General features: G+C 72.3%; 19 protein-coding genes. 5 read left to right on the top strand and 14 right to left on the bottom strand.

Annotated features, from left to right (window positions below; translation table 11 throughout):
* Window positions 1-61 precede the first annotated feature (61 nt).
* The 3 genes from ACEQ2X_RS14635 (at window position 62) to ACEQ2X_RS14645 (ending at window position 4402) form a co-directional block, all read left to right on the top strand.
* Window positions 62-1540, top strand: coding sequence for a class I adenylate-forming enzyme family protein (locus ACEQ2X_RS14635; RefSeq protein WP_370326564.1), 1479 nt, complete (start codon window positions 62-64; stop codon window positions 1538-1540).
* 5 nt (window positions 1541-1545) lie between these two features.
* Window positions 1546-2802: a TetR/AcrR family transcriptional regulator gene (locus ACEQ2X_RS14640; RefSeq protein WP_370326565.1), complete on the top strand. Its 1257-nt coding sequence runs from the start codon at window positions 1546-1548 to the stop codon at window positions 2800-2802.
* Between the two features lie 70 nt (window positions 2803-2872).
* On the top strand, window positions 2873-4402 hold the full coding sequence (locus tag ACEQ2X_RS14645; protein WP_370326566.1) for a class I adenylate-forming enzyme family protein: 1530 nt from the start codon (window positions 2873-2875) through the stop codon (window positions 4400-4402).
* Window positions 4403-4417: 15 nt separating this feature from the next.
* Here ACEQ2X_RS14645 and ACEQ2X_RS14650 read toward each other — a convergent pair whose 3' ends face one another.
* The 9 genes from ACEQ2X_RS14650 to ACEQ2X_RS14690 all read right to left on the bottom strand — a co-directional run bounded on the left by ACEQ2X_RS14650 (window position 4418) and on the right by ACEQ2X_RS14690 (window position 14144).
* Window positions 4418-5125, bottom strand: a complete 708-nt coding sequence (locus tag ACEQ2X_RS14650; protein WP_370326567.1) for an ABC transporter ATP-binding protein — start codon at window positions 5123-5125, stop codon at window positions 4418-4420.
* A complete protein-coding gene (locus ACEQ2X_RS14655; RefSeq protein ID WP_370326568.1) occupies window positions 5125-7014 on the bottom strand; it encodes an ATP-binding cassette domain-containing protein in 1890 nt (629 codons plus the stop codon). Before ACEQ2X_RS14655 ends, ACEQ2X_RS14650 begins: the two co-directional genes overlap by 1 nt.
* A 41-nt stretch (window positions 7015-7055) precedes the next feature.
* Complete coding sequence (locus ACEQ2X_RS14660) at window positions 7056-7943, bottom strand: branched-chain amino acid ABC transporter permease (protein ID WP_370326569.1); 888 nt, start codon at window positions 7941-7943, stop codon at window positions 7056-7058.
* 40 nt (window positions 7944-7983) lie between these two features.
* Window positions 7984-9219 (bottom strand): ABC transporter substrate-binding protein, encoded by a 1236-nt coding sequence (locus tag ACEQ2X_RS14665; RefSeq protein ID WP_370326570.1) that lies wholly within the window; start codon window positions 9217-9219, stop codon window positions 7984-7986.
* A 62-nt stretch (window positions 9220-9281) separates the two neighbouring features.
* Window positions 9282-10376 (bottom strand): acyl-CoA dehydrogenase family protein, encoded by a 1095-nt coding sequence (locus tag ACEQ2X_RS14670; protein ID WP_370326571.1) that lies wholly within the window; start codon window positions 10374-10376, stop codon window positions 9282-9284.
* Between the two features lie 9 nt (window positions 10377-10385).
* Window positions 10386-11597: an acyl-CoA dehydrogenase family protein gene (locus tag ACEQ2X_RS14675; protein WP_370326572.1), complete on the bottom strand. Its 1212-nt coding sequence runs from the start codon at window positions 11595-11597 to the stop codon at window positions 10386-10388.
* Entirely contained in the window at window positions 11594-12358 is a 765-nt protein-coding gene (locus ACEQ2X_RS14680) for an enoyl-CoA hydratase/isomerase family protein (protein WP_370326573.1), read from the bottom strand. Before ACEQ2X_RS14680 ends, ACEQ2X_RS14675 begins: the two co-directional genes overlap by 4 nt.
* Window positions 12358-13224, bottom strand: coding sequence for a hypothetical protein (locus ACEQ2X_RS14685; protein ID WP_370326574.1), 867 nt, complete (start codon window positions 13222-13224; stop codon window positions 12358-12360). The genes ACEQ2X_RS14680 and ACEQ2X_RS14685 overlap by 1 nt, the downstream gene beginning before the upstream one ends.
* Window positions 13221-14144: a CoA-transferase gene (locus ACEQ2X_RS14690; RefSeq protein WP_370326575.1), complete on the bottom strand. Its 924-nt coding sequence runs from the start codon at window positions 14142-14144 to the stop codon at window positions 13221-13223. The genes ACEQ2X_RS14685 and ACEQ2X_RS14690 overlap by 4 nt, the downstream gene beginning before the upstream one ends.
* A gap of 81 nt (window positions 14145-14225) precedes the next feature.
* Here ACEQ2X_RS14690 and ACEQ2X_RS14695 point away from each other — a divergent pair, with 81 nt between their 5' ends.
* Both ACEQ2X_RS14695 and ACEQ2X_RS14700 read left to right on the top strand, forming a co-directional pair.
* On the top strand, window positions 14226-15239 hold the full coding sequence (locus tag ACEQ2X_RS14695; protein ID WP_370326576.1) for an LLM class F420-dependent oxidoreductase: 1014 nt from the start codon (window positions 14226-14228) through the stop codon (window positions 15237-15239).
* Window positions 15236-17212, top strand: coding sequence for an FAD-dependent oxidoreductase (locus tag ACEQ2X_RS14700; RefSeq protein ID WP_370326577.1), 1977 nt, complete (start codon window positions 15236-15238; stop codon window positions 17210-17212). Before ACEQ2X_RS14695 ends, ACEQ2X_RS14700 begins: the two co-directional genes overlap by 4 nt.
* Before the next feature lie 67 nt (window positions 17213-17279).
* On the opposite strand, the gene ACEQ2X_RS14705 is transcribed toward ACEQ2X_RS14700, so the two are convergent.
* Genes ACEQ2X_RS14705 through ACEQ2X_RS14725 form a run of 5 tightly spaced genes read right to left on the bottom strand, consistent with a single transcriptional unit; the run spans window position 17280 to window position 23239 of the window.
* On the bottom strand, window positions 17280-18080 hold the full coding sequence (locus tag ACEQ2X_RS14705; RefSeq protein ID WP_370326578.1) for a FadR/GntR family transcriptional regulator: 801 nt from the start codon (window positions 18078-18080) through the stop codon (window positions 17280-17282).
* A 7-nt stretch (window positions 18081-18087) separates the two neighbouring features.
* Window positions 18088-19002, bottom strand: a complete 915-nt coding sequence (locus ACEQ2X_RS14710; RefSeq protein WP_370326579.1) for an SDR family NAD(P)-dependent oxidoreductase — start codon at window positions 19000-19002, stop codon at window positions 18088-18090.
* Window positions 19003-20616 (bottom strand): class I adenylate-forming enzyme family protein, encoded by a 1614-nt coding sequence (locus ACEQ2X_RS14715; protein ID WP_370326580.1) that lies wholly within the window; start codon window positions 20614-20616, stop codon window positions 19003-19005.
* Window positions 20617-20642: 26 nt separating this feature from the next.
* On the bottom strand, window positions 20643-21446 hold the full coding sequence (locus tag ACEQ2X_RS14720; protein ID WP_370326581.1) for an ABC transporter ATP-binding protein: 804 nt from the start codon (window positions 21444-21446) through the stop codon (window positions 20643-20645).
* Window positions 21443-23239, bottom strand: a complete 1797-nt coding sequence (locus tag ACEQ2X_RS14725) for an ATP-binding cassette domain-containing protein (RefSeq protein WP_370326582.1) — start codon at window positions 23237-23239, stop codon at window positions 21443-21445. The genes ACEQ2X_RS14720 and ACEQ2X_RS14725 overlap by 4 nt, the downstream gene beginning before the upstream one ends.
* Window positions 23240-23243 lie beyond the last annotated feature (4 nt).

Raw genomic sequence — 23243 nt, forward strand, 5'->3', positions numbered from 1 at the left:
CACACAGCCCCAGGAGATAACATGGTACCAGTTTACGGTCGGCATGGAAAGGACGAGGGCGATGGGGACGGTCCCCGACATGGTGGCGTCGACCGCGCTGCGATCACCCGACTCGATGTGCGTGAGCCATGTGGAGTCCGGGCGGATGCTGACCTTCGCCGACGTCCACGACCGCGCGAACCGGCTGGTGGCGGCGTTCCGGACCCACGGCATCGACCGGGGAGACCGGGTCGCCCTGCTCGCCCGCAACGAGATCGAGTTCGTCGAGCTGGTGGTGGCCTGCCAGCGCGCCGGGGCGATCCTCACACCGCTCAACCACCGGCTGTCAGGGGGAGAGCTGCGCTGGCTGGTCGACGACGCCCGCCCCGCGGTGCTCGTGGTCGGCGCCGGTGTGATCCCGCCCGCCGTCGACACGCCGGTGTGGTGGCTCGGCGACCAGGACGGGCCGGGCGCCCGCTACGAGGCCCTGCTCACCGATCACGCGCCCCGGCGCGAGCGCGCGACGATCTCGGCCGAGGAGATCTGCACCCTCCTCTACACCAGCGGGACCACGGGCACGCCCCGCGGGGTGTGCATCTCGAACCGCGCGATCTTCGCCCGCGCGTGCAGCTACGTCGCCGAGCTGATGATCACCGCTCACGACGTCTTCCTGCAGCCGATGCCGCTGTTCCACATCTCCGCCCACGTGTCCCTCGCCTTCACGTACCGCGGGGCGGCCAACGTGATCGCGCGGGACTTCGATCCCGACGCGGTGGTGGCCTCGATCGGTCGCCACGGGGTCACCCAGATGCTCCTCGTCCCCACCGCGATGAAGGCGCTCTGCGACGTGGAGCCCAGCCGCGATCAGACATCGACGCTGCGGTGCCTGTCCTACGGCGGCTCGACGATCAGCGCCGAGCTGGTCGCCCGGACCTCCGCGATCCTCGGGTGCGATCTCGTGCAGTTCTACGGGATGACGGAGCTCGGCGCCGCCACGGTGCTGCGGGCTGACGACCACACCCGCCCGGAGCTGCTCCCCGCGGCCGGGGTCGAGGACCTGTGCACCGAGGTGGTGGTGCTCGACCTGGCCGACGGCGCCCCCGCCCCCGTCGGCGTCCACGGTGAGATCGCCGCCCGGGGCCCCTCGGCGATGTCGGGCTACTGGGGCGCCGACCCCGTCGGCAACGGGTGGATCCGGACCGGCGACCTCGGCTACCGCGACGCCGAGGGGTACCTGTTCGTCGTCGATCGGCTCAAGGACATCATCGTGAGCGGCGGCGAGAACGTCGCCTCCCGCCAGGTGGAGGAGGTGGTGGCGACCCACCCCGACGTGGAGGAGGTCGCGGTCATCGGTCGGCCGGATCCGCACTGGGGTGAGGTCGTCCACGCCGTCGTCCGCCCACGCCCGGGGACGACGGTCGACCTCGCGTCGGTGCAGGCGCACTGCGCCGGGCGGCTGGCGAGGTACAAGGTCCCCCGATCGCTTTCGGTCGTCGAGGACATGCCGCGCACGGCTGCGGGCAAGGTCCCCAAGGCAGAGCTGCGCAGGCGGTACGGTTGACGGCGGTGGCGAAGAGCAGCGGAGGAGCGGCCACGGGGGCGGACTCGTCACCAGCCGCCGAGGAGATGACCACGCGCGAGCTCCTGGTGCGGGCGGCGGGCCGCAGCATCGCCGCCCACGGCTTCGCCGGCTCGCGGCTCGTCGACATCACGGCCGACGCAGGGGTGACGACGGGTGCGTTCTACCGCTACTTCGACGGCAAGGACCACGTCGCCAACGAGGTGCTCGACACCTTCGACGGGAGGCTGGTCGAGGCGCTCGACGCCGCCCCGTCGATGACCAGCGCGTTCGCCGAGTGGCTGCGCTGCGCCGCGTCGCACCCCGGCGCCCTGCGCGTCGCCTTCGAGCTGGCGCGACCGGGCACCGACGTCCACCGCGTCCTCGAGGCCAAGCGCGCCGGCTGGGCAGCGGCACTCGCCCCCCACCTCGCGGTGCCCCGTCGCCTCGGGCGGACGCCTGCGCGGTTCCTCACCGACCTGCTGTTCCAGTACAGCCTCTTCCTCGCGCCCTCGGCCGACCCGGACCACGCCGACGTCGCCGAGACGCTCGCGCACATGGTCACCCGTGGCATCTACATCCCCGACGCGCCGCGAGCCGCTGGCGAGACGACCGCCGCGGGTCTGGGCGTCCCGCGGTTCGACCCCCACATCCACTGGGAGCGGTCCTCCGACAAGGTCGCGCCGCGATCGGTTCGGGGCATGCGGACGTGGCAGTCGATCCGCGAGTCCGCGGTGGAGGTCTTCGGCGAGCGCGGCCTGACCGACGCGACGGTCCTCGACATCGCCACCCACGCCGGCGTCGCCTCGGGGACGGTCTACCGGTACTTCGTCGACAAGGAGGACATCTTCCGCAGCCTGCAGGCCTCGGCGGAGGAGGCGATCATCCGCGACTCCCACCTGCCGATGGAGGACGGTCGCCTGGCCATCAAAGCGCAGTTCCTGGCCTACGTGGCCGCCTACGAACGCCACCTCGGGGTCCTCCGCGCCTGGCAGGAGCTCATGCAGCCCGGTTCGGAGCTCGCCGAGGCCTGGGACGGCATGCGCAGCCGGTTCATCGAGCGGGCAGCTCGGGTGCTGCGCCACGGCCAGCGGGAGGGGCAGGTGGACGACTCGATCGATGCCCACCTGGCCGCTGCGATCTACTCCATCGGCAACGAGGCGGCGGCACGTGCCCTGCTCGTGCTCCGCTTCGAGCCCGCAGGATCGCACGCGCAGCTGGCGGACATGTTGGAGCGGCTCCTCATCGGCGGCTTCCAGCGCTAGCACCTCCCGGCGCACCAGATCTATAATCCGACGCCATGTTGTGTGCACTGTGGCCGGCCCGGACGTGTCCATGACCGGCCCGCCCGCACGCCAGGTCCCCGACCTGCTCCTGCACGGCGCCTCGCGCACCCCCCGCCGCCCGTGCATCGTCGCGGGAGCTCGCCGGATCACCTTCGCCGAGGCCGACGAGCGCGCCGATCGGCTTGCGGCAGCCCTCCGCGCCGGCGGCGTGCAGCCCGGCGACCGCGTCGCGCTGCTGGCCTACAACGAGCCGGAGTACGTCGAGATCCGCGTCGGCGTGCACCGGGCGGGCGCCGTCTTCGTCCCGCTGAGCTACCGCTACGACGATGCCGGGCTCGTGGCCGTGCTCGCCGATGCGACGCCCGCGGCCGTGATCCTCGGACGCGGGATGGACCTCCCGTCCAGCGCTCCGGCTGTCCCGCTGGTGTGGCGTCTCGACGACGATGACCAGCAGACCGGCTACGAGGTCGTCCTGGAGCGCGCCCGTCCGGCCGCGTCTCCGCCGTTCATCGACGCGTCCGCTCCCGGGGCCATCATGTACACGAGCGGCACGACGGGTCGGCCGAAGGGCGCGGTGCTGAGCCACTGGGCGCTCCACGCGGGCATCGTCGCCATGGCCCACGAGATGGCCGCCCGCAACGACTCGACGTACCTCGCCGCCATGCCCCTGTTCCACATCGGCTCCCAGGTCGGGTACGCCTTCACGTACGTGGGGGCCACGTCGGTGGTGCTGCCGCGGTTCAAGACCGGTCCGGTGATCGATGCCCTGCGCGGCCACGGCATCACCCACACCCAGATGGTCCCGACCATGTTGAACATGCTGCTCGAGGAGGGTCAGGTGACGCCCGCTGATGCGGGCAGCCTGCAGCGCATCATGTACGGGGCCGCACCGATGCCCCCGGCACTGCTCCGGCGGGCGATGGAGCGGCTCGGCTGCGACTTCCTCAACGTCTACGGCATGACCGAGGCGCTCGGCATCTCCGCCCTCCGCCCCGAGGAGCACGACCCCCGAGGTCGCCCCGAGCTCCTCCGCTCGGTCGGTCGCGACGGCATCGGGATGCAGACGGCCGTGGTCGACCCGGACGGTGTGCCCGTACCGCCGGGCACGACGGGAGAGGTGGTCGTCCGCGGGCCCGCGCTGCTCGACCGCTACCACCGGAACGAGGCGGCGACCGCTGCCGCGCTGCAGGACGGGTGGCTCCGGACCGGTGACCTGGGTCACCGCGACGACGACGGCTACCTGTACCTCACCGACCGCAAGGACGACATGATCATCACCGGCGGGGAGAACGTGCACCCGAGCGAGGTGGAGAACGTCCTGCACGAGCACCCGGACGTGTACGAGGCCGTCGTGGTGGGCGTTCCTGACGATCGCTGGGGGTCGGCGGTGTGCGCCGTCGTGGTGCCACGCGAGGGCGTGGTCCTCGACGAGGCGTCCCTCATCGACTTCTGCCGTGCCGGGCTCCCCGGCCACAAGGTCCCGAAGCAGGTGCGGATCAGCGCCACGCTGCCCCGGACGGCCAGCGGCAAGGTGCTCCGCCGCCAGGTCCTCGCCGACCTGGCCGTCGGTGACCGCTGAGGTGCCGTCGGCGGATCAGGTGCCGAGGTAGGCCGCTCGCACCTCAGGATCGTCGCGGAGGGCCTGGGCGGAGCCCGTCGCCACGATCCGGCCGAGCCGCAGCACGATGCCGCGGTCGGCGATGCCGAGCGCGGCGCGGGCGAGCTGCTCGACGAGGAGGATCGTCATGCCGCTCCGGGCGAGCGACCCGATCTCGGCGAAGACCTGCTCGACGATGATCGGCGCCAGCCCGAGGGAGGGTTCGTCCATGATCAGCAGGCGTGGGCGAGCCATGAGCGCCATGCCGATGGCCAGCATCTGCTGCTCGCCGCCCGACAGCGTCCCCGCCTGCTGCGTCCGCCGGTCCCCCAGGACGGGGAACCGCTCGTAGACGGCGGTGAGGTCCTCGCTGATGGCCCTCCGGTCGCGGCGGTGGACGTAGGCACCGAGCCGGAGGTTGTCCTGGACGGGGTGCTGGGGGAAGACCCGGCGGTTCTCGGGGACGTGGGCGATGCCGGTCCCCGCGATGGCCGCGGGTGAGCGGCCGACCAGCTCGTGGCCGTCGAAGGTGATGGCGCCCGCGGTCACGTCGGTCAACCCGGAGATCGTCCGCAGCAGCGTCGACTTGCCGGCGCCGTTCGCGCCGATGACCGCCACGACCTCGCCCTCCGCGACCGACAGCGAGATGCCGTGGAGGACGGGGACCAGGCCGTAGCCGGCGTGCAGGTCAGCGATCTCGAGCATCACGCACCCTCCACCTGGTCGTCCAGCGCCGCGCTCGCCTCGGTGCCGAGGTAGGCGGCGACGACCGCGGGGTCATCGCGGACCACGTCCGCGTCGCCGTGGGCGATCACCTGCCCGAAGTCGAGCACGGTGATCTCGTCGGCCAGCCGCATCACGAGGTCGACGTGGTGCTCCACCAGCAGCACGGCCAGGCCGCCCTCCCGGAAGGCGGTGACCGCAGCCTCGAGGTCGGCCATCTCCTCGTGTCCCAGACCGGCGGCGGGCTCGTCCATGATGACGACGGTCGGCGCGGACGCGATGACCCGCGCGATCTCGAGCAGCCGCCGTCGACCGGGCGGCAGCACGCTCGCCTCCTGCTCGACGTCGTCCAGCCCGACGCCGCGGAGGATGGCCACGGCCCGGTCGTAGGCCGCCTGCTCCTCCGCCCGGGCCGCGCGCGTCCGCAGCAGGTACGCGAGGGCGCTGACCGAGCGGTGCCGGTCCAGCGCGACCATGACGTTCTCGAGGCAGCTCATGTTCTCGAACACGAAGGGGGTCTGGAACGTGCGCGCCAGCCCGCGACGGGCGCGTTCGTGAGCGGGTCCCTCGGCCGGTTCCCCGCCGAGCGAGACGGTGCCGGCGTCGGTGGGGACGTAGCCGCACAGCAGGTTGAGCGTCGTGGTCTTGCCCGAGCCGTTCGGACCGATCAGCGCGTGCACCTGGCCAGGGCCGACCCGGAGGTCGACGCCGTCCACCGCCTGGACGCCGCCGATGTTCTTGCGCAGCCCCTCGGCATGGATGGCGACCGGGCCCGCGGTGGTGGACGTGGCGGGCAGGTGCTCGCCGATCGCGATCCGCGACCCCCCGAGGTCGTCCGCGGCATCGGGGGACACCGGCTCGGATCCCGCCTGACCCGCGGCGGACCGCCCCAGCCCGACGCGGTCGCGGAGGAACCGCCACGCGCTCATGAAGCCCTGCGGCACGAGGTGGACGGAGATGACCAGGACGATGCCGTACACCAGCAGGCTCATGTCGCCTGCCTGCCCGGTGATGTCCTCGACGGCGAGCGGGATGCGGAACAGCACCACGGCGCCGAGGATCGGTCCGGCGACCGTCCCGCCGCCGCCGAGCAGGACCATGAGCAGGAAGAGGACGGAGAGGTCGACGCGGAACCCCTCGGGTGAGAGGAACCCGATGAGGGGTGCGTAGAGGGCACCCGCCAGGCCCGCCAGCGCCGCGGAGACGACGAAGGACCGGACCTTCACCATCCGCACGTCGAGGCCGATGGACTGCGCGGCGACCGGGTTGTCCGCGGTGGCGCGTCCGGCACGTCCGAGAGGCGACCGCAGCCAGTTGCGGGTGAGGAGGAAGGTCCCCACCACGACGATGACGAGCAGCCAGTAGTAGGACTCGAGCTCGCCGAACAGGCCGGGGTACTCGATGCCGCGGAGGCCGTCGCCGCCACCGGTGATGGATCGCCACTCGAGCACCAGGGTCTCAGACACGATGGCGTACCCGACGGTGACCATCGCCAGGGTGAAGAGGCCGAGGCGGATGGCGGGCACGCCGAGGACCAGCCCGACGAGCGCGCTCGCCGCCGCAGCGGCGGGCAGGGCCAGCCAGAAGGACCAGCCGAGCGCGGTGGTCGTCAGGCCCAACGTGTAGGCCCCGACGAGGAAGAACGCGCTGTGGCCCAGCGAGATCATCCCCGTCTGGAAGACGAGGTTCAGGCCGAGGACGACGATGACGTAGGTCAGCAGCAGCTCGGCGTTGAAGATCTCGTAGCGGCTCGAGGCGAACTCGAGCTCCCTGGTGAAGGGCCACACGACGATGCTGGTGAGGCCGCTCATGGCCCGGGCGAAGACGCCGGGACCCAGCAGCAGCAGCACCAGCACCGCCAGCGCGGGCACGGCTGGACGGCGACGTCGACCCGCAGAGGTCAAGCGCTCCATCAGACGGCCCGGACGTTCTCGGAGCCGAAGAGCCCCGACGGGCGGATGAACAGGATGAGCAGCAGGGCTGCGAACACGATCGCGTCCCGGTACCCCGCACCCAGGTAGGAGGCGCCGAACACCTCGAGCAGCCCGACGCCGAAGCCGGCGATGAGGGCACCCTTGATGGACGGGATCCCACCGGCTGCGGCCGCGATGAACCCCTTGAGGCCGAAGATCAGCCCGACGGAGGAGACCGCGGCGCTGAGCGGCGCTGCCAGGAAGCCGACGAAGGCGGCCAGCCCACCGCCGATGGCGAACGCGAGGACCCCGAGCCGGACGACCGGGATGCCCCGCAGGTGCGCGGCGTCCGGGTCCTGCTCCACGGCGCCCAGCGCGCGTCCGAGGAGCGAGCGCTCCAGGAACGCGTACAGCAGCGCCCCGACCGCCAGGGCCGTGACGATGAGCAGCACGCGGTGGGCGGAGATCACCGCGCCGAACAGTCGGAAGGAGCCCAGGGGGATGACGTCGGGGAACGTCCGCAGCTGCGGTCCCATGGTCAACGTGAAGCCCGAGCGGATGATGATCCCGACGCCGAGGGTCGAGAGCACCCACCCGAGGCTGCCGAGGCCCTGCCCGGTCTTGGTGGCGCTGCGGACGGCGATGCGCTCCTCGGCGACGGCCACGACCGCGGCGGCCAGGACGGTCAGGCCGAGGGCGACGAGCACGGGGAGGCCCAAGCTGACGAACAGGAACGCCCCCAGCATCATCCCACCCATGAAGAACTCGCCGTGCGCGAAGTTGAGCACGCCCGTGGTGGCGAAGATGACGTTGTAGCCCATCGCGATGAGGGCGTAGATCGCACCGCCGGTCAACCCGACGATCGCGGTCTCGAGGAACCAGCTCATGCTCTGCTCTCTCCCTGGCCCCGCCGCTCGTGGCGGCGCGTCACTCCGTCTCGACGCGCTCGAGGGTCCCGTCCTCCAGCGTGCCGGCGACGACGAACGCCAGCGCGTCATCGGGGATGAGGTCGTGGTCTCCGGGTTCGGCCTCGTAGTCGGCCTTGAGGGCGTCGTAGCCGTTGTCGTAGAGCTGCTGGCGCACCGCCTCGGCATCCACGTCGCCCGCCCCCTCGATCGCGTCGGCGAGCATCATCACCATGTCGTAGCCACCGGCCGGCCACTGGACGTTCAACGTCAGCGGGTCCTCGCCGCGGAACTCCTTCAACGTCTCGATGAAGGCCTGGACCGCCTCGTCGGACGGCTGTGACTCCCCCTCGGAGCGGACGAGGTTGTCGTAGTTCAGCGTCACGTAGACGCCGTCCATCGCCTCCTCGCCGACGCCCTCGATGATCTCAGGGGTCGCGATGCCCGAGAAGCCGAGCACGGGTGCATCCCAGCCGAGCTCCTGGCGGGCGCTGAGGGCGGAGATGCCCGCCTGGCCGGTGATGACGGAGACGACGACCTCTGCACCGGAGTCCCGGACCGCGCGCACCTGCGGGAGCAGGTCGACCGATTGCGGGTCGAAGAACTCGACGGCGGTGATCTCCGCACCGGTCTCCTCGGCGGTCGCCTGGACCGCGTCGGCGATGGAGGTGCCGAAGGCGTCGTTGGAGGCGAGGATGCCGATGGCGTCGGCACCCAGCTCCTCGGCGAAGGACACGAACCCGGGGCCCACCTGCTGCGAGGCGAACTCGTTGCGGAAGACGAAGGGGAACTCCTCGTAGTCGATGGGCGCCAGCGCGCCGACGACGTGCAACGTGTCCGTCTCCCGCGACACCTCGATGCTCGCGCCCTGCGGTCCGCTGTTCACCGGCCCGACGAGGACGTCGACCTCGTCGCGGTCGATCAGCTCACGGGTGACGGTGGCGGCCTGGGTCGGATCGTTCTGGCTGTCCTGGACGACGAGCTCGACGCAGCGGCCGAGGACGCCGTCGCCGGCGTTGATCTCCTCGACGGCGATCTCCATCCCCTCCTGCTGCTGCTGGGAGACCTCCGCGACCGCGCCCGTGATGTCCAGGACCGCCCCGATGAGCAGGGGGTCTCCGTCGTCGCACGTCCCGCCGGAACCCGCGTCGCCGCCCTGCTCGGTGGCGTCGGACGAGACGTCCGCACCACCGTCGTCTCCCCCGCCGTCGTCGCCGCTGCACGCGGCCATCACCATCGCCATGGCGAGCACTGCCACCACAAGTCGTCGCGTCACTTCAGGGCCTCCTCGGCTCGAAATACTGGCACCGGATTATCTTCTTATCTGGCGGATGCAGAGGTGTCAATGGGCGGCGCCGGCACCTGGAGGCCCCCAGCGATGCGCGCGAGGTTCACCTCGGCTGTCCCGAACCGCCACCTCCCCGACGTGGCGCGGCGGAGCTGGCCGTGTGCGTCGTGCTCCCAGGTGAAGCCCATGCCGCCGTGCATCTGCATGCACTCCTCCGCCGCCCGCTGCAGCGCGCGGGTGGCGACCGCTTGGGCGCCGGCGACCAGCAGGTGGCTGAGCGGATCGCCTCCATCGGCAGCGCGGCAGGCCCATCGGACGGCGCTGCGTGCGGCGTGGATGTCGACGACGAGCTCCGCGCAGCGGTGCTGCAGCGCCTGGAACGTCCCGATCGGCCGGCCGAACTGCCGACGCGTGGTCAGGTGGGCGACGGTGAGGTCCAGGCAGCGCTGGGCGGCTCCGACCATCTCCCCCGCGTCGGCGAGGGCGGCGCGCTGGAACGCCGCGTCGAGCGCCGTGGCGACGTCTCGGGCGGTGTGGAGCGGCGTGGCCGGGCACCCCTCCAGCGTGACGGTCGCGACCGTCCCGGTGAGGTCGAGGTGCGACCGGGCGACGTGTGCGCCCGATGCGGCAGGGTCCACCCGGACCAGGCACGTGCCGCCGTCCAGATGCCGAGCCGGGACGATCCACACCTCCGCGATGCCGGCGCCGAGGACGGCGGCACAGCTCCCGGACACGACGAGCTGATCACCTCCGGTGGCGAGCCCGAAGACCGGTGTCTCCCAGGCCTGCCCCACGTCGAGCAGCAGCGCCGCCAGCCGGTGTCCCCCGCGCAGCGCGGCCACCTGATCCTCATCGGCGCCGGCAGCTGACAGGGCGTGGCCGGCGAGGACCACCGACGCGGTCACGGGCACCGGGTTCGCCGCACGTCCGACCTCCTCGGCGAGCAACCCGAGGAAGACCGTGCCGCCCGGCTCGTCGGCGGACACCGCATCGAGGAACCCACCGGCAACGAGCTGAGCCCACGTGCCGGGGTCGAACGTGCGCTCCCCCGGCGGGTCGGTGCGGACGAGCACCTCGCGGACGACCGAGGCGAACGTCGCCTGCTCCTCATCCAAGGGGATCTGCATGGTCGCTCCTCACCCCCCGCGACGGTCGCGGGGCAGGCCGAGGACGTGCTCGGCGACGATGCCGCGCTGGACCTCTGAGGTCCCGGAGGCGATGGTCGTGTGGCGGCTGTGCAGGTACGTGCGGACGTCGTCGACCGCCAGGGGGCTGTCCGGTCCCACCACGTCGAGGCCGAGGGACTCGACGACCTGGGCCAGGTCACTCCAGTACAACCGGAGGACGGATGACATCGCGCCGGGGCGGCGTCCGGCCGCGAGCTCCGACGCCACGCCCAGGTTGAACTGGCGCAGCAGCCCGCAGCGGACCCAGGCATCAGCGAAGCGACGCCTGAGGTCGACGGCGTCGAGGCCGGTGAGTCGCCGGTCGCTGATCGCATCGGCGAGGAACGCCCCGATGGTGTTGAGGCGGACCTGCAGGCGGGCGTGGTCGTGGAGGCCGAGGTCGGATCGCTCGAACTCGAGCATCCGCATCGCCGCCGCCCAGCCCTGGCCCTCCTCGCCCACCAGGTGGTCGCCCGCCACCGTGGCGCCGTCGAGGAACAGCTCGCCGAACTCGTCCCGCTCCCCGGTGATCTGCACGATGGGCCTGACCTCGACGCCAGGCTGGTGCAGGTCGAGGATCACCATCGACAGGCCGCGGTGGCGGGGCTCGTCCGGGTCGGTTCGGCAGAGCAGCGCACAGCGGTCGGCGTAGGCGGCCCACGAGGTCCAGATCTTCTGCCCGTGCACGACGTACCCGTCGCCGTCCCGCCGCGCCGTCGTCCGCAGGCCGGCGAGGTCGGATCCCGCCTCCGGCTCGGAGAACCCCTGGCACCAGACGTCCTCGGCGGTGAGCATGCGCGGCAGGTAGCGGCGCTTCAGCTCCTCGCTGCCGTAGACCATGAGCGTCGGGCCGAACAGGATGATCCCCGGTTGGTTCACCGGCGCAGGCGCCCCGGCACGCGCGAGCTCCTCGTAGTAGACGAACTGCTGGAGGGCGCCGGCCCCCCGCCCGCCGTACTCGGTGGGCCAGGCGATCCCCGCCCACCCGGCCTCGGCCATGCGCCGCTGCCACGCGCGGCCGATCTCGAAGCGCGCCGCCTCATCGGTCGGCCGAGGCCCTCTCGGCACGTTGCCGGCCAACCAGCCGCGCAGCTCGGCGCGGAATGCCTCGACGTCCTCGCCGAGGTCGACGTGCAGGTCCGCCTGCAGCCCGAATGGGTCGGTGGTGTCGACCCTCGTCACCGACGACCTCCGGTCAGCGCCTCGACCGCGGCGACGTTCGCCGGGCTTCCCAGCAGGCCGGCGAAGGTCTGGTCCTCCAGACGCCTGGCGGCCTGGGCGGCCGGCAGGCGGCTGGCGAGCAGCAGCTCCTTGGTGGCGCGCAGCGACGAGATCGGTTGGGCGGCCAGCGCTGCCGCGAGGTCGAGGGCGTGGTCGAGCACGTCGTCGTCATCGACCACGGCCACCCCGAGCCCCGCGGCCACCGCCTCCTCCGCCTGCAGCCAGCGGCCCGTCAGCAGGAGCTCGGTGGCGAGCTGGCGGCCGAGGAGCGCGGGGAGCGTCACGGTGGCGCCCGCCTCAGGGCACAGCCCCAGGCCGACGAAGGGCGCCTTCAGGCGCGCTGTGCGCCCGAACACGACCAGGTCGCAGTGGCCCAGCAGGGTGAACCCGATGCCGACCGCTACCCCGCGCACCGCCGCGAGGAGCGGCTTGGGGAAGGACTCCACCGCTTCGATGAACGGCGGGTACCCGTGCTCTCGCCCGTCGTCCACCGCGGGCGGGGGGTCGGCGGCCTCGGCGAGATCCCACCCCGCGGTGAAGTCCGACCCCGAGCCGGTGAGCACCACGCAGGACACGTCGTCGCGTGCGCGCGCCTCGGTGAGGGCCGTCGTGATCGCGTCGTAGGCGGCGGTGTGCAGCGCGTTCTTCACCGCAGGCCGGTCGACGGTGACCAGCCGGACGCCGTCGCGGTCGGTGACCACGACCCCTGGATCGGTGGCCATCACGTCGTCTCCCGGCCGGCGACCGCTGCCTCGGCCCGTGCCCACTCCGCCTCCAGGATCCCCCGGAGGTATGGGAGGCGCTCACGCCCCGCCAGGAAGTCGAACTGGATCGTGCCGAAGGGGTCGATCTCCTCGCGCAGCAGCCGCAGCTGCTCCGGGGTCGGTTCGACGGTCTGGCGGACGGCGGTGGGGACGCGGACCTCGAACCCCGTCGCGGCGACGACGTCATCGGGCGTCGCCCCGTCGTGGACGCTCTCGAGGGTGAACGGCGCGCCGTCGTCATCCTTCACGAGCACCGCGATCGGCGTGACGATGATCACTGGCCCGGGTTGCAGGCCCCGCTGGCTGCGGGCGCCTGCGCTGATCGGGGTCCGCTTGCCGGTGGCGAAGTCGACCTCCCGCGTCAGCGTCCGGGCGTCGTGGCGGCCGAAGTAGGCCAGCATCTTGCGGTAGTTCTGGATGACCTCGGGGGCCCCCACCCCGCCCGGCAGGCGGACCTTGGGCCGGTCGTAGTCACCGATCACCGACAGGTTGATCGCCGCGTCCCCGTCGATCTGGGCCGAGGAGACGCACTCGACGTTGCCGCGGTTGGCCAGGTGGATGACGTTGACGGCGGACAGGAACCCCCAGCGGGCGGTGGCACGCTCGTAGGCGGCGGCCTCGGAGCTCATGAACGACAGCTCCACGGGCGCCATGCCCATGGCGTTGTACCCGACGAGGTACGCATCCGGGGCGTGGGTGCACTTGGCCAGCATGTAGCTCGCGTACGCCAGCGGCGTGAAGGACCCGAGGACGGTGACGCCCCGCTCCTCCATCTCGGCCGCCAGGCGGCAGACCATCAGCTCGGCCACGGTGTACTCGCTCACGACCGCACCCCCTCGAGCACGCGACCCTGGCGCGCCAGCTCCTCGAGCACGGCCCCGCGCCCGTCCCCCAGCACGCGCCTGCGGTAGGCCGCTTCATCCTCGGCGGCCAGCTGCTCGACGTAGCGCTCGAACGCCGGTCCTCCCTCGAGCGCCGCCTCCGCGTACTCCAGCATCTGCCAGCCGTCGAGGCCGTAGCGCGGGACGTGCGTCGTCGGGTGCGCCCCGAACGGCGCCTCGATGACCACGTCGACGAGGAACCCGGGGATCTTGGTGGCGTGCGGGTTGGCCGCGATCACGTCGGTCGGCACCACCTCCTCGCAGGTCACCACCACCACGTCGGCGGCCTTGGCGAGGTCGTCGTCGATCGCGAAGCTGCCGTCGAACTGGGCGTTGCCGGAGGCGTCGGCACGGGTGGCGTGCACGATGGCGACCTCTGGGCGGAGCGCCTTGACCAGCGTCACGGGCGGGCCGCCGAAGGGGTCCTCGACCTCGACGTACAGATCCGGGTGCAGGCCGGGGACGGCCGAGCCCGGAGGGCTGCCCAGCCCCGGGTACGGCATGAACGGCAGGTTCCGCCCGGCGGCGTCGAGCGCGGCCTCCATCGACAGGGCGGTCATCTCGACGATCTCGAGCGATCCGCCCTCGACCCGGCGGCGCAGGTTCGGCGCCAGGCCGAAGGCCTCCAGGGTGACCATGGAGAATGTCAGCCGCTCGACCACGTCGTCGCCGGCGCCCAGCAGCAGGTCGGTGTCGACCGAGCCGATCAGGCTCATGACGTGCAGACCTCGCCGACCGTCGCGGAGCAGCTGGCGCACCGCGGCCATGGGGTGGTTGGCGAACCACGCCCCGCCGAGCGCGACCGTCGCGCCGTCTCCGACGATGTCGCCGAGCGCTTCGAGTGGACGGACCTTGGATTGCACTGCCGGCCTCCGATCGGGTGGACCTGGCGTCATGTTATCGTCCATCGACGACCCAGATGTCAACGTCGACCGGGAGATCCCATGCGACTCGGCTTGAACCTCAGCGCCCTGGACCCGAGCCCGTCGACGCTGCTCAGCCTGGCGCGGCGCGCGGAGGAGCTGGGCTACGACTCGGTGTGGACGGCAGAGGGCTACGGCACCGACGCGGTCGTCCCGCTGAGCTGGGTGGGCGCCCAGACCGAGCGCATCGGACTCGGGACCGCGATCATGCAGATCCCGGCGCGGACGCCGGCGAGCACCGCGATGACGGCCACCGCGCTGGATCTGTACTCCCACGGCCGGTTGCGGCTCGGCCTCGGCGTCTCGGGACCACAGGTGGTCGAGGGGTGGCACGGCCAGCCGTTCGCCAGGCCGCTCGAGCGAACCCGCGAGTACGTCGAGATCGTGCGGGCGATCTTGGCTCGTGACGGCCGGGTGTCCTACCGCGGTGCCCACTACCAGCTCCCCTACGGCGGTCAGGACGCGACGGGGCTCGGCGTCCCGTTGAAGCTGAACGTGCACCCGCGGCGTCCCGACGTGCCGATCTACCTGGCCGCCCTCGGACCGAAGAACGTGGCGTTGGCGCTCGAGATCGCCGATGGGTGGCTTCCCGTCTTCCTCAGCCCCCAACGGCTCGATGCCCTCACCGACGTGGATGTGCTGCGCGACCGCGTCGACGAGGGGTTCGACCTCGCCGCGACGGTGAACGTCGTGGTGGGCGACGACCTCGACGCATGCCGCGACGCGGTCCGGCCGCTCCTGGCCCTGTACATCGGCGGCATGGGCGCGAAGGGGCAGAACTACTACAACTCGCTGGCCTGCCGGTACGGCTACGAAGCAGCGGCGGCGCGCATCCAGGACGCCTACCTCGATGGACGAAAGCACGACGCGGCCGCGGCGGTGCCGGACGCGCTGGTCGACGAGGTCGCGCTCTGCGGACCACCGGACCGCATCCGCGGGCTGTTGGAGGCGTGGCGGTCATCGCTGGTCACCTCGCTGCTCGTCAGCAGCACCGACCTGCGTGCGGTGCAGGTGCTGGCCGAGCTCGAGGCATGAACGTGGGCGGCGACGCACCGGCGGCGTACCCGTTGGCGCTCAGCCCCATCCGGGTCGGACCCGTCACGGTGAGGAACCGGATCGTCCGCACCGCCCACGCCACCGGCTCCCTCGCCCGCGAGGGGGACGACGACGCGTTCATCGCCTACCACGCCGCGCGGGCTGCCGGCGGCGTCGGGTTGACCATCCTGGAGGTCGCGTCGGTGCATCCGTCGAGCCCGGCGTTCCTGCGGGCGTGGCACGACGGCATCGTCGATCGGTACCGCCGGCTGGTCGACGCGGTCGCCCCCTCGGGCATGGCGGTCTTCCAGCAGCTGTGGCACGGCGGGCACCAGGTGGCCCCCGGGGGCTGGCGGGCGCCCTGGTCACCGTCGGCGGTGGCCGGCCCGAAGATCGGCGTCACCGCCCCCCCGATGGACCGCGGGCAGATCCGCGAGCTGGTCGAGGCGTTCGCCGCCGCCGCGGCCCGCGGGGAAGCCGGCGGCCTCCAGGGGGTCGAGGTCCACGCCGGCCACGGGTACCTGCTGCACCAGTTCCTCTCCCCGCACACCAACCTCCGCGGTGATGCCTACGGGGGGAGCCCCGATGGGCGGGCACGCATCGTCGTCGAGGTGCTGGAGGCGGTGCGTGACCGCGTCGGCGACCGCATCGCCGTCGGCGTGCGGCTGAGCGCCGACGACCTGATCCCCGCCGGCCTCGACCCATCGGAGGTCGCCGAGCTGGCGATCAGGCTCGAATCCGCCGGGCTGATCGACTTCGTGGACCTGTCGGTCGGCGGCTACCTCGCGTACCCGCCGGTGATCGGCGGTGCCCACGAGGCGCCTGGCTACCAGCTCGACCACGTCCGCCCCGTCGCCGAGGCGGTGCGGACACCCACGATCGTCACCGGCCGGATCACCACGCTGGCGGAGGCGGAGGCGATCCTGGCATCCGGTGTCGCGTCCATGGTGTCGATGGTGCGGGCCACCATCGCTGATCCGGACCTGGTCGCGAAGTCCGTCGATGGGCGGGCCGACGAGGTCCGCCCCTGCATCGCCTGCAACCAGGGGTGCGTCGGCGGCCTTGCCGCGGGCCGCATCGGCTGCACCGTCAACCCCGCCGCGGGTCGGGAGCTGCGGGCCGATCGGCCCGGTCGGACGGACCGACCACGACGGGTGCTGGTCGCCGGCGGCGGGCCGGCGGGGATGGAGGCGGCACGCGTGGCGGCGATGGCCGGCCACCACGTGATCCTCGTCGAGCGCGCCGACCACCTCGGTGGCCAGCTGGCGTTGGCTCGACGGGGGCCGCTGCGCGACCGCCTCGGCGCGTTCGTCGACTGGCAGGAGCGCGAGGTCAGGCGCCTCGGGGTCGAGGTCCACCTGGGCACGTCGGTGGATGATGACGTGGTGGCGCAGGCCGACCCCGACGTCGTGGTCATGGCGACCGGCTCGACGGCGCGCACCGACGGCCGCCAGATCGCCCGGCCGGGACATGTGCCGCCCGGCATCGGCCAGCCGCACGTCATCACCGGACGTGACGTCATGGCCGGAATCGTGCCGTCTTCGGCTGCCCGGGCGGTGGTGGTCGACGACATCGGCCACCACGAGGCGGTCAGCGTCGCGGAGGTCCTGCTCGCACGCGGCGTCGCCGTGGAGTGGGTCACCCGGCACACGCACCCGGCATCGATGTTGGACGATCCGCTGATCGGACAGCCGGCACGGGGTCGCCTCCGTCGCGGTGGCGTCCGCGTGTGGCCGGAGCACCTGCTCGTCGCCGTCGACCCCGACCGCTGCGCCATCGAGGATCTCCAGAGCGGTGACCGAACCGACATCGCCGCGGACCTGGTCGTGCTGGTGTGCGGGGGGGTGCCCGAGATCCCGGTGCTGGCCCCGTCCCACGACGAGATCGAGGTCGTGACGGTGGGGGATGCCGCTGCCGTCCGCACCTTGCAGGAGGCCGTCCGCGAGGCGCACGAGGTCGCCCGCACGATCTAGCGCGCGCCAGCCGGACGCGCTGGTGAGGTCGGCGACCCGCCTGAGCTGGCGTAGGGCACGTAGGGCCTCACGACCGGGTCCACCTCGGACCCAGCGCCGACGCCTCCACCGTGTGGTCCCGGATCTCCTCGAGCACGCGCCGCTGCGTGGCCTGCACGTGCCGGCGGCTGATCTCCGCCGCGGTGTCGCGGTCGCCGTCCTCGATGGCCTGGAGGATCTTGGCGTGGGCGTGGAGGACCGCCTCCATCTCCGCATCCGTCGCGTATCGCCCCTCCCCCGCCGTGCGCGCCGCCCACCGGCGCTCGTGCGCAGACCACAGCGATTCGAGCACCCCGACGACCAGGCTCAGGCTCTGCAACCCGCAGCCCCGCACGATCCCGTCGTGGAACTGCCGGGCGAGCGGGGTGAACGACGCACCGTCCCCGACCGCGGCCTCGGCCGCCTGCTGGACCTGGCGCAGGTGCGCGACCAGCGTCGCGCGATCCGCCGACGATGCTGCCTCGGCCGCGCAGAGCGGCTCGACCAGGGCGACGCTGGCCGCGAGGTCGTCGATGCTGGTGCCCCCCGACTGCAGGACCATGGCGCTCATGAACGCGGCGACGTCCGAGCGTGGCCGTCGGACCACCGCACCGCCGCGGGCACCGCGTCGCACGACGACGAGCCCCTCTGATTCAAGGGTGAACAGCGCCTCGCGGATCGATGGCTGGCTGACCCCGAAGCGGGCCGCGAGGTCCTCCTGCTTGGGCAGCGAATCGCCGTCGGAGAGCTCGCCGGACAGGATGCTCGACCGCAGGTCGTTGGCGATCAGCTCCGCGATCCGGGGCTGGCGCAGCGGGAGGCGGTTCGCGGTGCCCGACCGGGAGGTCATCGTCGCGCTACCGCCCGGCGCTCGGCTGGGGGCCGTACACGTCGGACAGCGCGTGGAACTGCAGATCGTCCAACGCCGCGCACAGCTCGGCCGGGGTCCACGGCGCGTCCGACGTGACCTGCTGGGTGACGGTGAGGGGCTGGAACAGCCCGACCACCCCGCGTTCGACCAGGAAGACCTGGCCGTTGACGTGCCCGGCCTGTGGCAGGCAGAGGGTCGCGATGGCCACCGCGACCGCCTCCGGTGGCTGCATGGCGGCGCTGAGCTGCGCCGCTCGCGCTCGCTCTTCCTCGCCCTGACCGGCCAGGCTCTCCACCGCTGCCTCCGTCATGGGTGTCAGGGTGGCGGCGGGGCTGACCGCGTTGACGGTCACACCGGTGCCGGCGACGTCGCGCGCCAGCGCGTTCGTCAGGCCGAGGACCCCGCCCTTCCCGACGGCGTAGGGCATGGTCCTGGGCAGCCCGACGATGCCGGCCCGCGACACGAGGTTGACGATGCGGCCCCACCCGCCCGCCAGCATCGCCTCCAGCGCGTGCCGGGCGCAGAACGCAGCCCCTCGGATGTGGGAGTCCACGACCCGGTCGAAGGTGACCTCGTCGACAGCCGACGGCGGGCCGGCCCACCCCACCCCGGCGTTGGTCACCAGGACGTCCACGCGTCCGAAGGCGTCCGACGCCGCGGCGATGACGGACTCGGCGCCGCGCCACTCGGCGGCCGATGCAGTCGCCGCCACCGCCTCGCCGCCGCGCGCACCGATCTCCTCGGCCACCCGCGTCGCGGTGGCGACACCGGACTCGTCGACCCCGATGTCGTTGACCACCACGGCGGCGCCGAGGTCGGACAGCGCCAGCGCGGTGGCACGACCGATGCCGCCGCCGGCACCGGTCACGACCGCGACCCGCCCCTGTAGGTCGAGGGCCACTCAGCGACCCACGACGGTGTCGTCGGTGACCCAGTCGCGCCAGGCCTGTCGCAGGTCGCGCTTGCGGATCTTGCCGGACGGGGTCATCGGCAGCAGGTCGATGTGGTCGACGACGCGCACCCGTCGCGGCCGCTTGTAGTCGGCGATCTGCTCGGCGATGTAGGCGGCGACCTGGTCGTGGGTGAGCTCTGCGGACACGACGACGGCCGCCGGCACCGCCTCCAGCCGGTCGTCGGGGATGTCGAACGCGGCCGCGAAGGCGATCTGCGGGTGGTCCAGGAGGACCTCCTCGATCTCCTCGGGGTAGATGTTCATGTTGCCGGAGCGGAACGCGTCCTTGAGCCGCCCGACGATCGTCATCTCCTGCCACTCGTCCCAGGTCGCCAGGTCACCGGTCCGCAGCCAGCCGGCGTGCGCACCGCCACCCTCGGGCCGGTAGTAGCCCAGCATCACGCTGGGACCCGACACGCAGATCTCGCCGACCTGGCCAGGCCCCACCGGCCGGTCGGCGTCGAGCTCCATCACCGCGACCGTGTTCCCGTCCCCCGCCCGGCCGATCGTCGTGGCCAGGTCCTCCTCGGTCGCGTCCGGGTCGGTCCAGGTGTTGACGAACCCGCCCTCGGTCAGGCCGTAGGAGGTCACGAAGACGGCGTTGGGCGCGGCCGACCGCAGCCGGCGGACCAGATCGGCGCTGCCGCCGGTGCCGCCGAACTGGATGATGCGCAACCCCGACAGGTCCGGGGCGCCGCCCCCGGCGGCGTTGAGCATCAGCTCGTACTGGGTCGGGGCGCCCTGCAGGTGGGTGACGAACGACTGGGCGGCGGCGAGGAAGTCCGCGGGATCGAATCGGCGCTGCATGTAGGTGGACGAGCCGATCAGGGGGCCGCCGTAGGAGTTCATCACGCACCCGAAGCCCCAGAACAGCGGGGAGCCGAGGATGCTGCAGTCGTCAGGCCGCAGGCCGATGCGACGGGTCCACATGAACAGCCGCAGGATGCAGCCTCGGTGGCTCAGCAGCGCGCCCTTCGGATCACCCGTGGTGCCCGACGTGAAGGACATGATCGCCGGTCCGTGCCCGTCCACGGCGGCTTCCATCCGCTCGACCGCCGACCGCAGCCGGGCGGCGTCGCTGACGTCGAGGAAGGACTCGAACGACCGCGCGCCGTCCACGGCGTCGGCATCGGGACCGCAGAGCACGACCTGGCAGTCGGTCCCGAGCCACGGCAGCCGCCGCCGCATCTCCTCGAGCCCCTCGAGGGTGGAGCGGTCGTACACCTCGGTCCCCCACACCAGCACCGAGGGGCGGGCCCGGTCGAGGACCCGCTCGAGCTCTCGTGGTCCGTACCGGGTGTTGAGGGGCACGAAGATCGCTCCGAGCGAGCTGGCGGCGTACTGGATCACCGGCCAGCGCGCCTGGTTCTCCAGGTAGAGGGCCACCCGGTCGCCGGCTTCGACACCGGCGGCGACCAGGGCGACCTCGACCGCCTGGACCTGCTCGGCCAGGTCGGCGTAGGTCAGGACCTCGCCGTCGACGCGCATCCAGTCCCGGTCGGCGTGGACGTCGTAGGCGGTGCGGAGCAGCTCCGCGGTGGTGGTCAGCTCTGGCAGCTGCACGTGCATCCCTCCATCTGGTCGAACGGTCAGCGCGACGTCGCGGGATCGTCCTCGACGGTCGCCGCTGTGTCCGTCGTCGGCTCGAACCGGTCGCCCAGGTAGACCGCCTCGGCCTTGGCGACCAGGTCGGCGTCGGACCCGGACAGCTCCTCGACGATGCGTCCGTTCGCCATCAGCAGGACCCGGTCGGCCAGCTCGGCGGCCAGCTCCAGGCGCTGCTCGACGACGAGGACGGCCAACCCCCCGCGGGTGAGGTCCTCGACCACCTCGCAGACCCGATCGATCAGCATCGGGGCCAGCCCGTTGCTGGGCTCGTCGAGCATGATCACGGTCGGCCGCAGCATCAGGCACCGCGCGACGGCGAGGAACTGCTGCTGCCCGCCGGAGAGCGCCCCGGCGGGTGCGCGCAGCATGGTGCGGAGATCGGGGAAGGCCTCCAGGGCCTCCTCGACGGCCACGCCGGAGCCAGCTGCCACCGCGGCGACCTCGAGGTTGTGCTCGACGGTCATGTTGGGGAACACGTTGCGGTCCTGGAGGCAGTGCGCCAGGCCGGCACGCACCCGGCCGGCGGGGGCGAGCGACGAGATCGTGGTGTCGCCGATGCGGATGCGGGTGTCCGCCGCGCACCGCTCGAAGCCGCTGATGCCGCGCAGCAGGCTGGTCTTCCCGGCACCGTTGGCGCCGAGGATCATCGTGCAGCTCCCGGGCGGCGCCTCGAACGAGACCCCGCTGACGGCGGTGACCCCGCCGTACTGGACCGACAGGCCCTCCACCGCCAGGGTCTGGGGCGCCGTGCCGCGCGTCGGGCGGCGCCTGCCGAAGGGCCTCACGGTCCGGTCTCCACCGCAGGGGTCGCCCGACGACCGCCGAGGAAGACCCGTTGGACGTCGGCCTGCTGGCTCAGCTCCTCGGGGTTCCCCGCCCACAGGACCGATCCGCGGTCCAGCACGACGACCCGGTCGACGAGGCCGCGGACGAACTCGAGGTGGTGCTCGACGAGGACCAGGCCGACGTCGAGGGCCGCGATCGCCCGCACGACCTCTCCCAACCGCTCGATCTCCGCCGGGGACAGGCCGGCGGCGGGCTCGTCGAGGAGCAGCACGTGGGGGGCACGGGAGACGGCCATGGCGATCTCGAGGAACCGCAGCTGGCCGTGGGAGAGGCTCCGCGCGTCCTTGTCCGCGACATCGGGGCCGCAGCAGCGCGCGAGGATCCGCTCGCCCAGGTCGGCGAAGAAGTCCTGGCGCGCCGGAGACCCACCGGTCGGCGGGTGCTGGCGTCCCAGGGCGAGGTGCTCGGCGACGCTGAGCCGACCGAAGGTGTTCGGGGTCTGGAACGTGCGGCCGATGCCGTGTTGGGCGGCCAGGCGGGCATCGGCCCGCTTCAACCGGTGACCCGACACGATCACCTCCCCCTCCGTGGGGGCGTAGTAGCCGGAGGCGAGGTTCAGCAGGGTGGTCTTGCCCGACCCGTTGGCGCCGACCAGGCCGACGACCTCCCCCGAGTCGACGGTCACGTCGACGCCGTCGAGCGCCCGGACGCCGCCGAAGCGGATGGCGACCCCCCGCAGCTCGAGCAGCGGTCCGGTGCGGTCCTCGGTCCCCGACGGGGGGACGTCGGCGTCGAGCACCTCCAGGTGCAGGTCCTCGGTTCCCTCAGAAGCCGATCCCACCTCGGGACCGAGGCTCGGCAGGCTGACCTTGGAGACCAACCCGTCGGGCAGCAGGCGGATCATCAGAACGACCAGGGACCCGTACAGGAAGGGCTGGAGGCCTTCGATGTGGAGCTCCACCGACAGGTACAGCGGCAGGGCGGTCAGCACGAACCCGCCGAGGACCGGCCCGACCCTGGACCCGGCGCCGCCGAGGATGACCATCAGCAGGAGGGTGACGGAGACCCAGATGCTGATGCTGCCGGGCGAGACGAACGCGTAGACGTAGACGAACAGCGCACCACCGACCGCGCCGAGCATGTTCGCGAGGCCCAGCGACAGCATCTTGAGCCGGGTGGCGTCGATGCCGATCGCGACAGCGCCGATCTCCGATTGGCCGACGGCCATGGAGGACAACCCGATGCGGTGGCGTCTGAACGCCGCGTGGAACCAGTAGGCCAACCCGGTGACGACGAGGATGACGCCGCCGAGATGTAGCTGGGAGAGCGTCCCGCCGCCGTCGAACCACCAGTGCGCGGTGACGCCGGCGATTCCGGAGAAGCCCCTCGTCAGGTCGTTCCAGCCGATGGCCAGGTCGCCGACCAGCACCGCGAAGCCCAACGTCATCATCGCGAGACCGATCAGGTCGGTGACGCGCAGGGCCGCTAGGCCGAGGAGCAGGCCGCTCGCGAAGCCGATCATGATCGCGAGGACCACACCGAGCCACCAGGGCCAGCCGTACTCGACGCTGGTGATCGCCGACACGTACGCGCCGAGGGCGAAGGCGCCGGCCTGTCCGATGGACAGCACCCGGGTGAAGCCCACCGGGATGTTCAACCCGAGCACGGCGATGACGTTGACGGCGCCCAGCATGATGACCAGCGCGGGGAACGACTGGGGTCCGAGGAGCGCGATGGCCCCCGTGCCCAGGAGGACGGCTGCGACCACTCCCAGCGACTCGCGTCGGGACATGGCC

It is taken from the genome of Euzebya sp. (assembly GCF_964222135.1).
Classification (GTDB): Bacteria; Actinomycetota; Nitriliruptoria; order Euzebyales; family Euzebyaceae; genus Euzebya.

What these genes read in the sequence shown, in the direction of transcription:
- ACEQ2X_RS14680 (WP_370326573.1), bottom strand. Translation starts at nt 12,358, where the DNA reads ATGGCCACCGATCCAGGGGTCGTGGTCACCGACCGCGACGGCGTCCGG.
- ACEQ2X_RS14645 (WP_370326566.1), top strand. Translation starts at nt 2,873, where the DNA reads ATGACCGGCCCGCCCGCACGCCAGGTCCCCGACCTGCTCCTGCACGGC.
- ACEQ2X_RS14725 (WP_370326582.1), bottom strand. Translation starts at nt 23,239, where the DNA reads ATGTCCCGACGCGAGTCGCTGGGAGTGGTCGCAGCCGTCCTCCTGGGC.
- ACEQ2X_RS14695 (WP_370326576.1), top strand. Translation starts at nt 14,226, where the DNA reads ATGCGACTCGGCTTGAACCTCAGCGCCCTGGACCCGAGCCCGTCGACG.
- ACEQ2X_RS14635 (WP_370326564.1), top strand. Translation starts at nt 62, where the DNA reads ATGGGGACGGTCCCCGACATGGTGGCGTCGACCGCGCTGCGATCACCC.
- ACEQ2X_RS14705 (WP_370326578.1), bottom strand. Translation starts at nt 18,080, where the DNA reads ATGACCTCCCGGTCGGGCACCGCGAACCGCCTCCCGCTGCGCCAGCCC.
- ACEQ2X_RS14650 (WP_370326567.1), bottom strand. Translation starts at nt 5,125, where the DNA reads ATGCTCGAGATCGCTGACCTGCACGCCGGCTACGGCCTGGTCCCCGTC.
- ACEQ2X_RS14670 (WP_370326571.1), bottom strand. Translation starts at nt 10,376, where the DNA reads ATGCAGATCCCCTTGGATGAGGAGCAGGCGACGTTCGCCTCGGTCGTC.
- ACEQ2X_RS14700 (WP_370326577.1), top strand. Translation starts at nt 15,236, where the DNA reads ATGAACGTGGGCGGCGACGCACCGGCGGCGTACCCGTTGGCGCTCAGC.
- ACEQ2X_RS14660 (WP_370326569.1), bottom strand. Translation starts at nt 7,943, where the DNA reads ATGAGCTGGTTCCTCGAGACCGCGATCGTCGGGTTGACCGGCGGTGCG.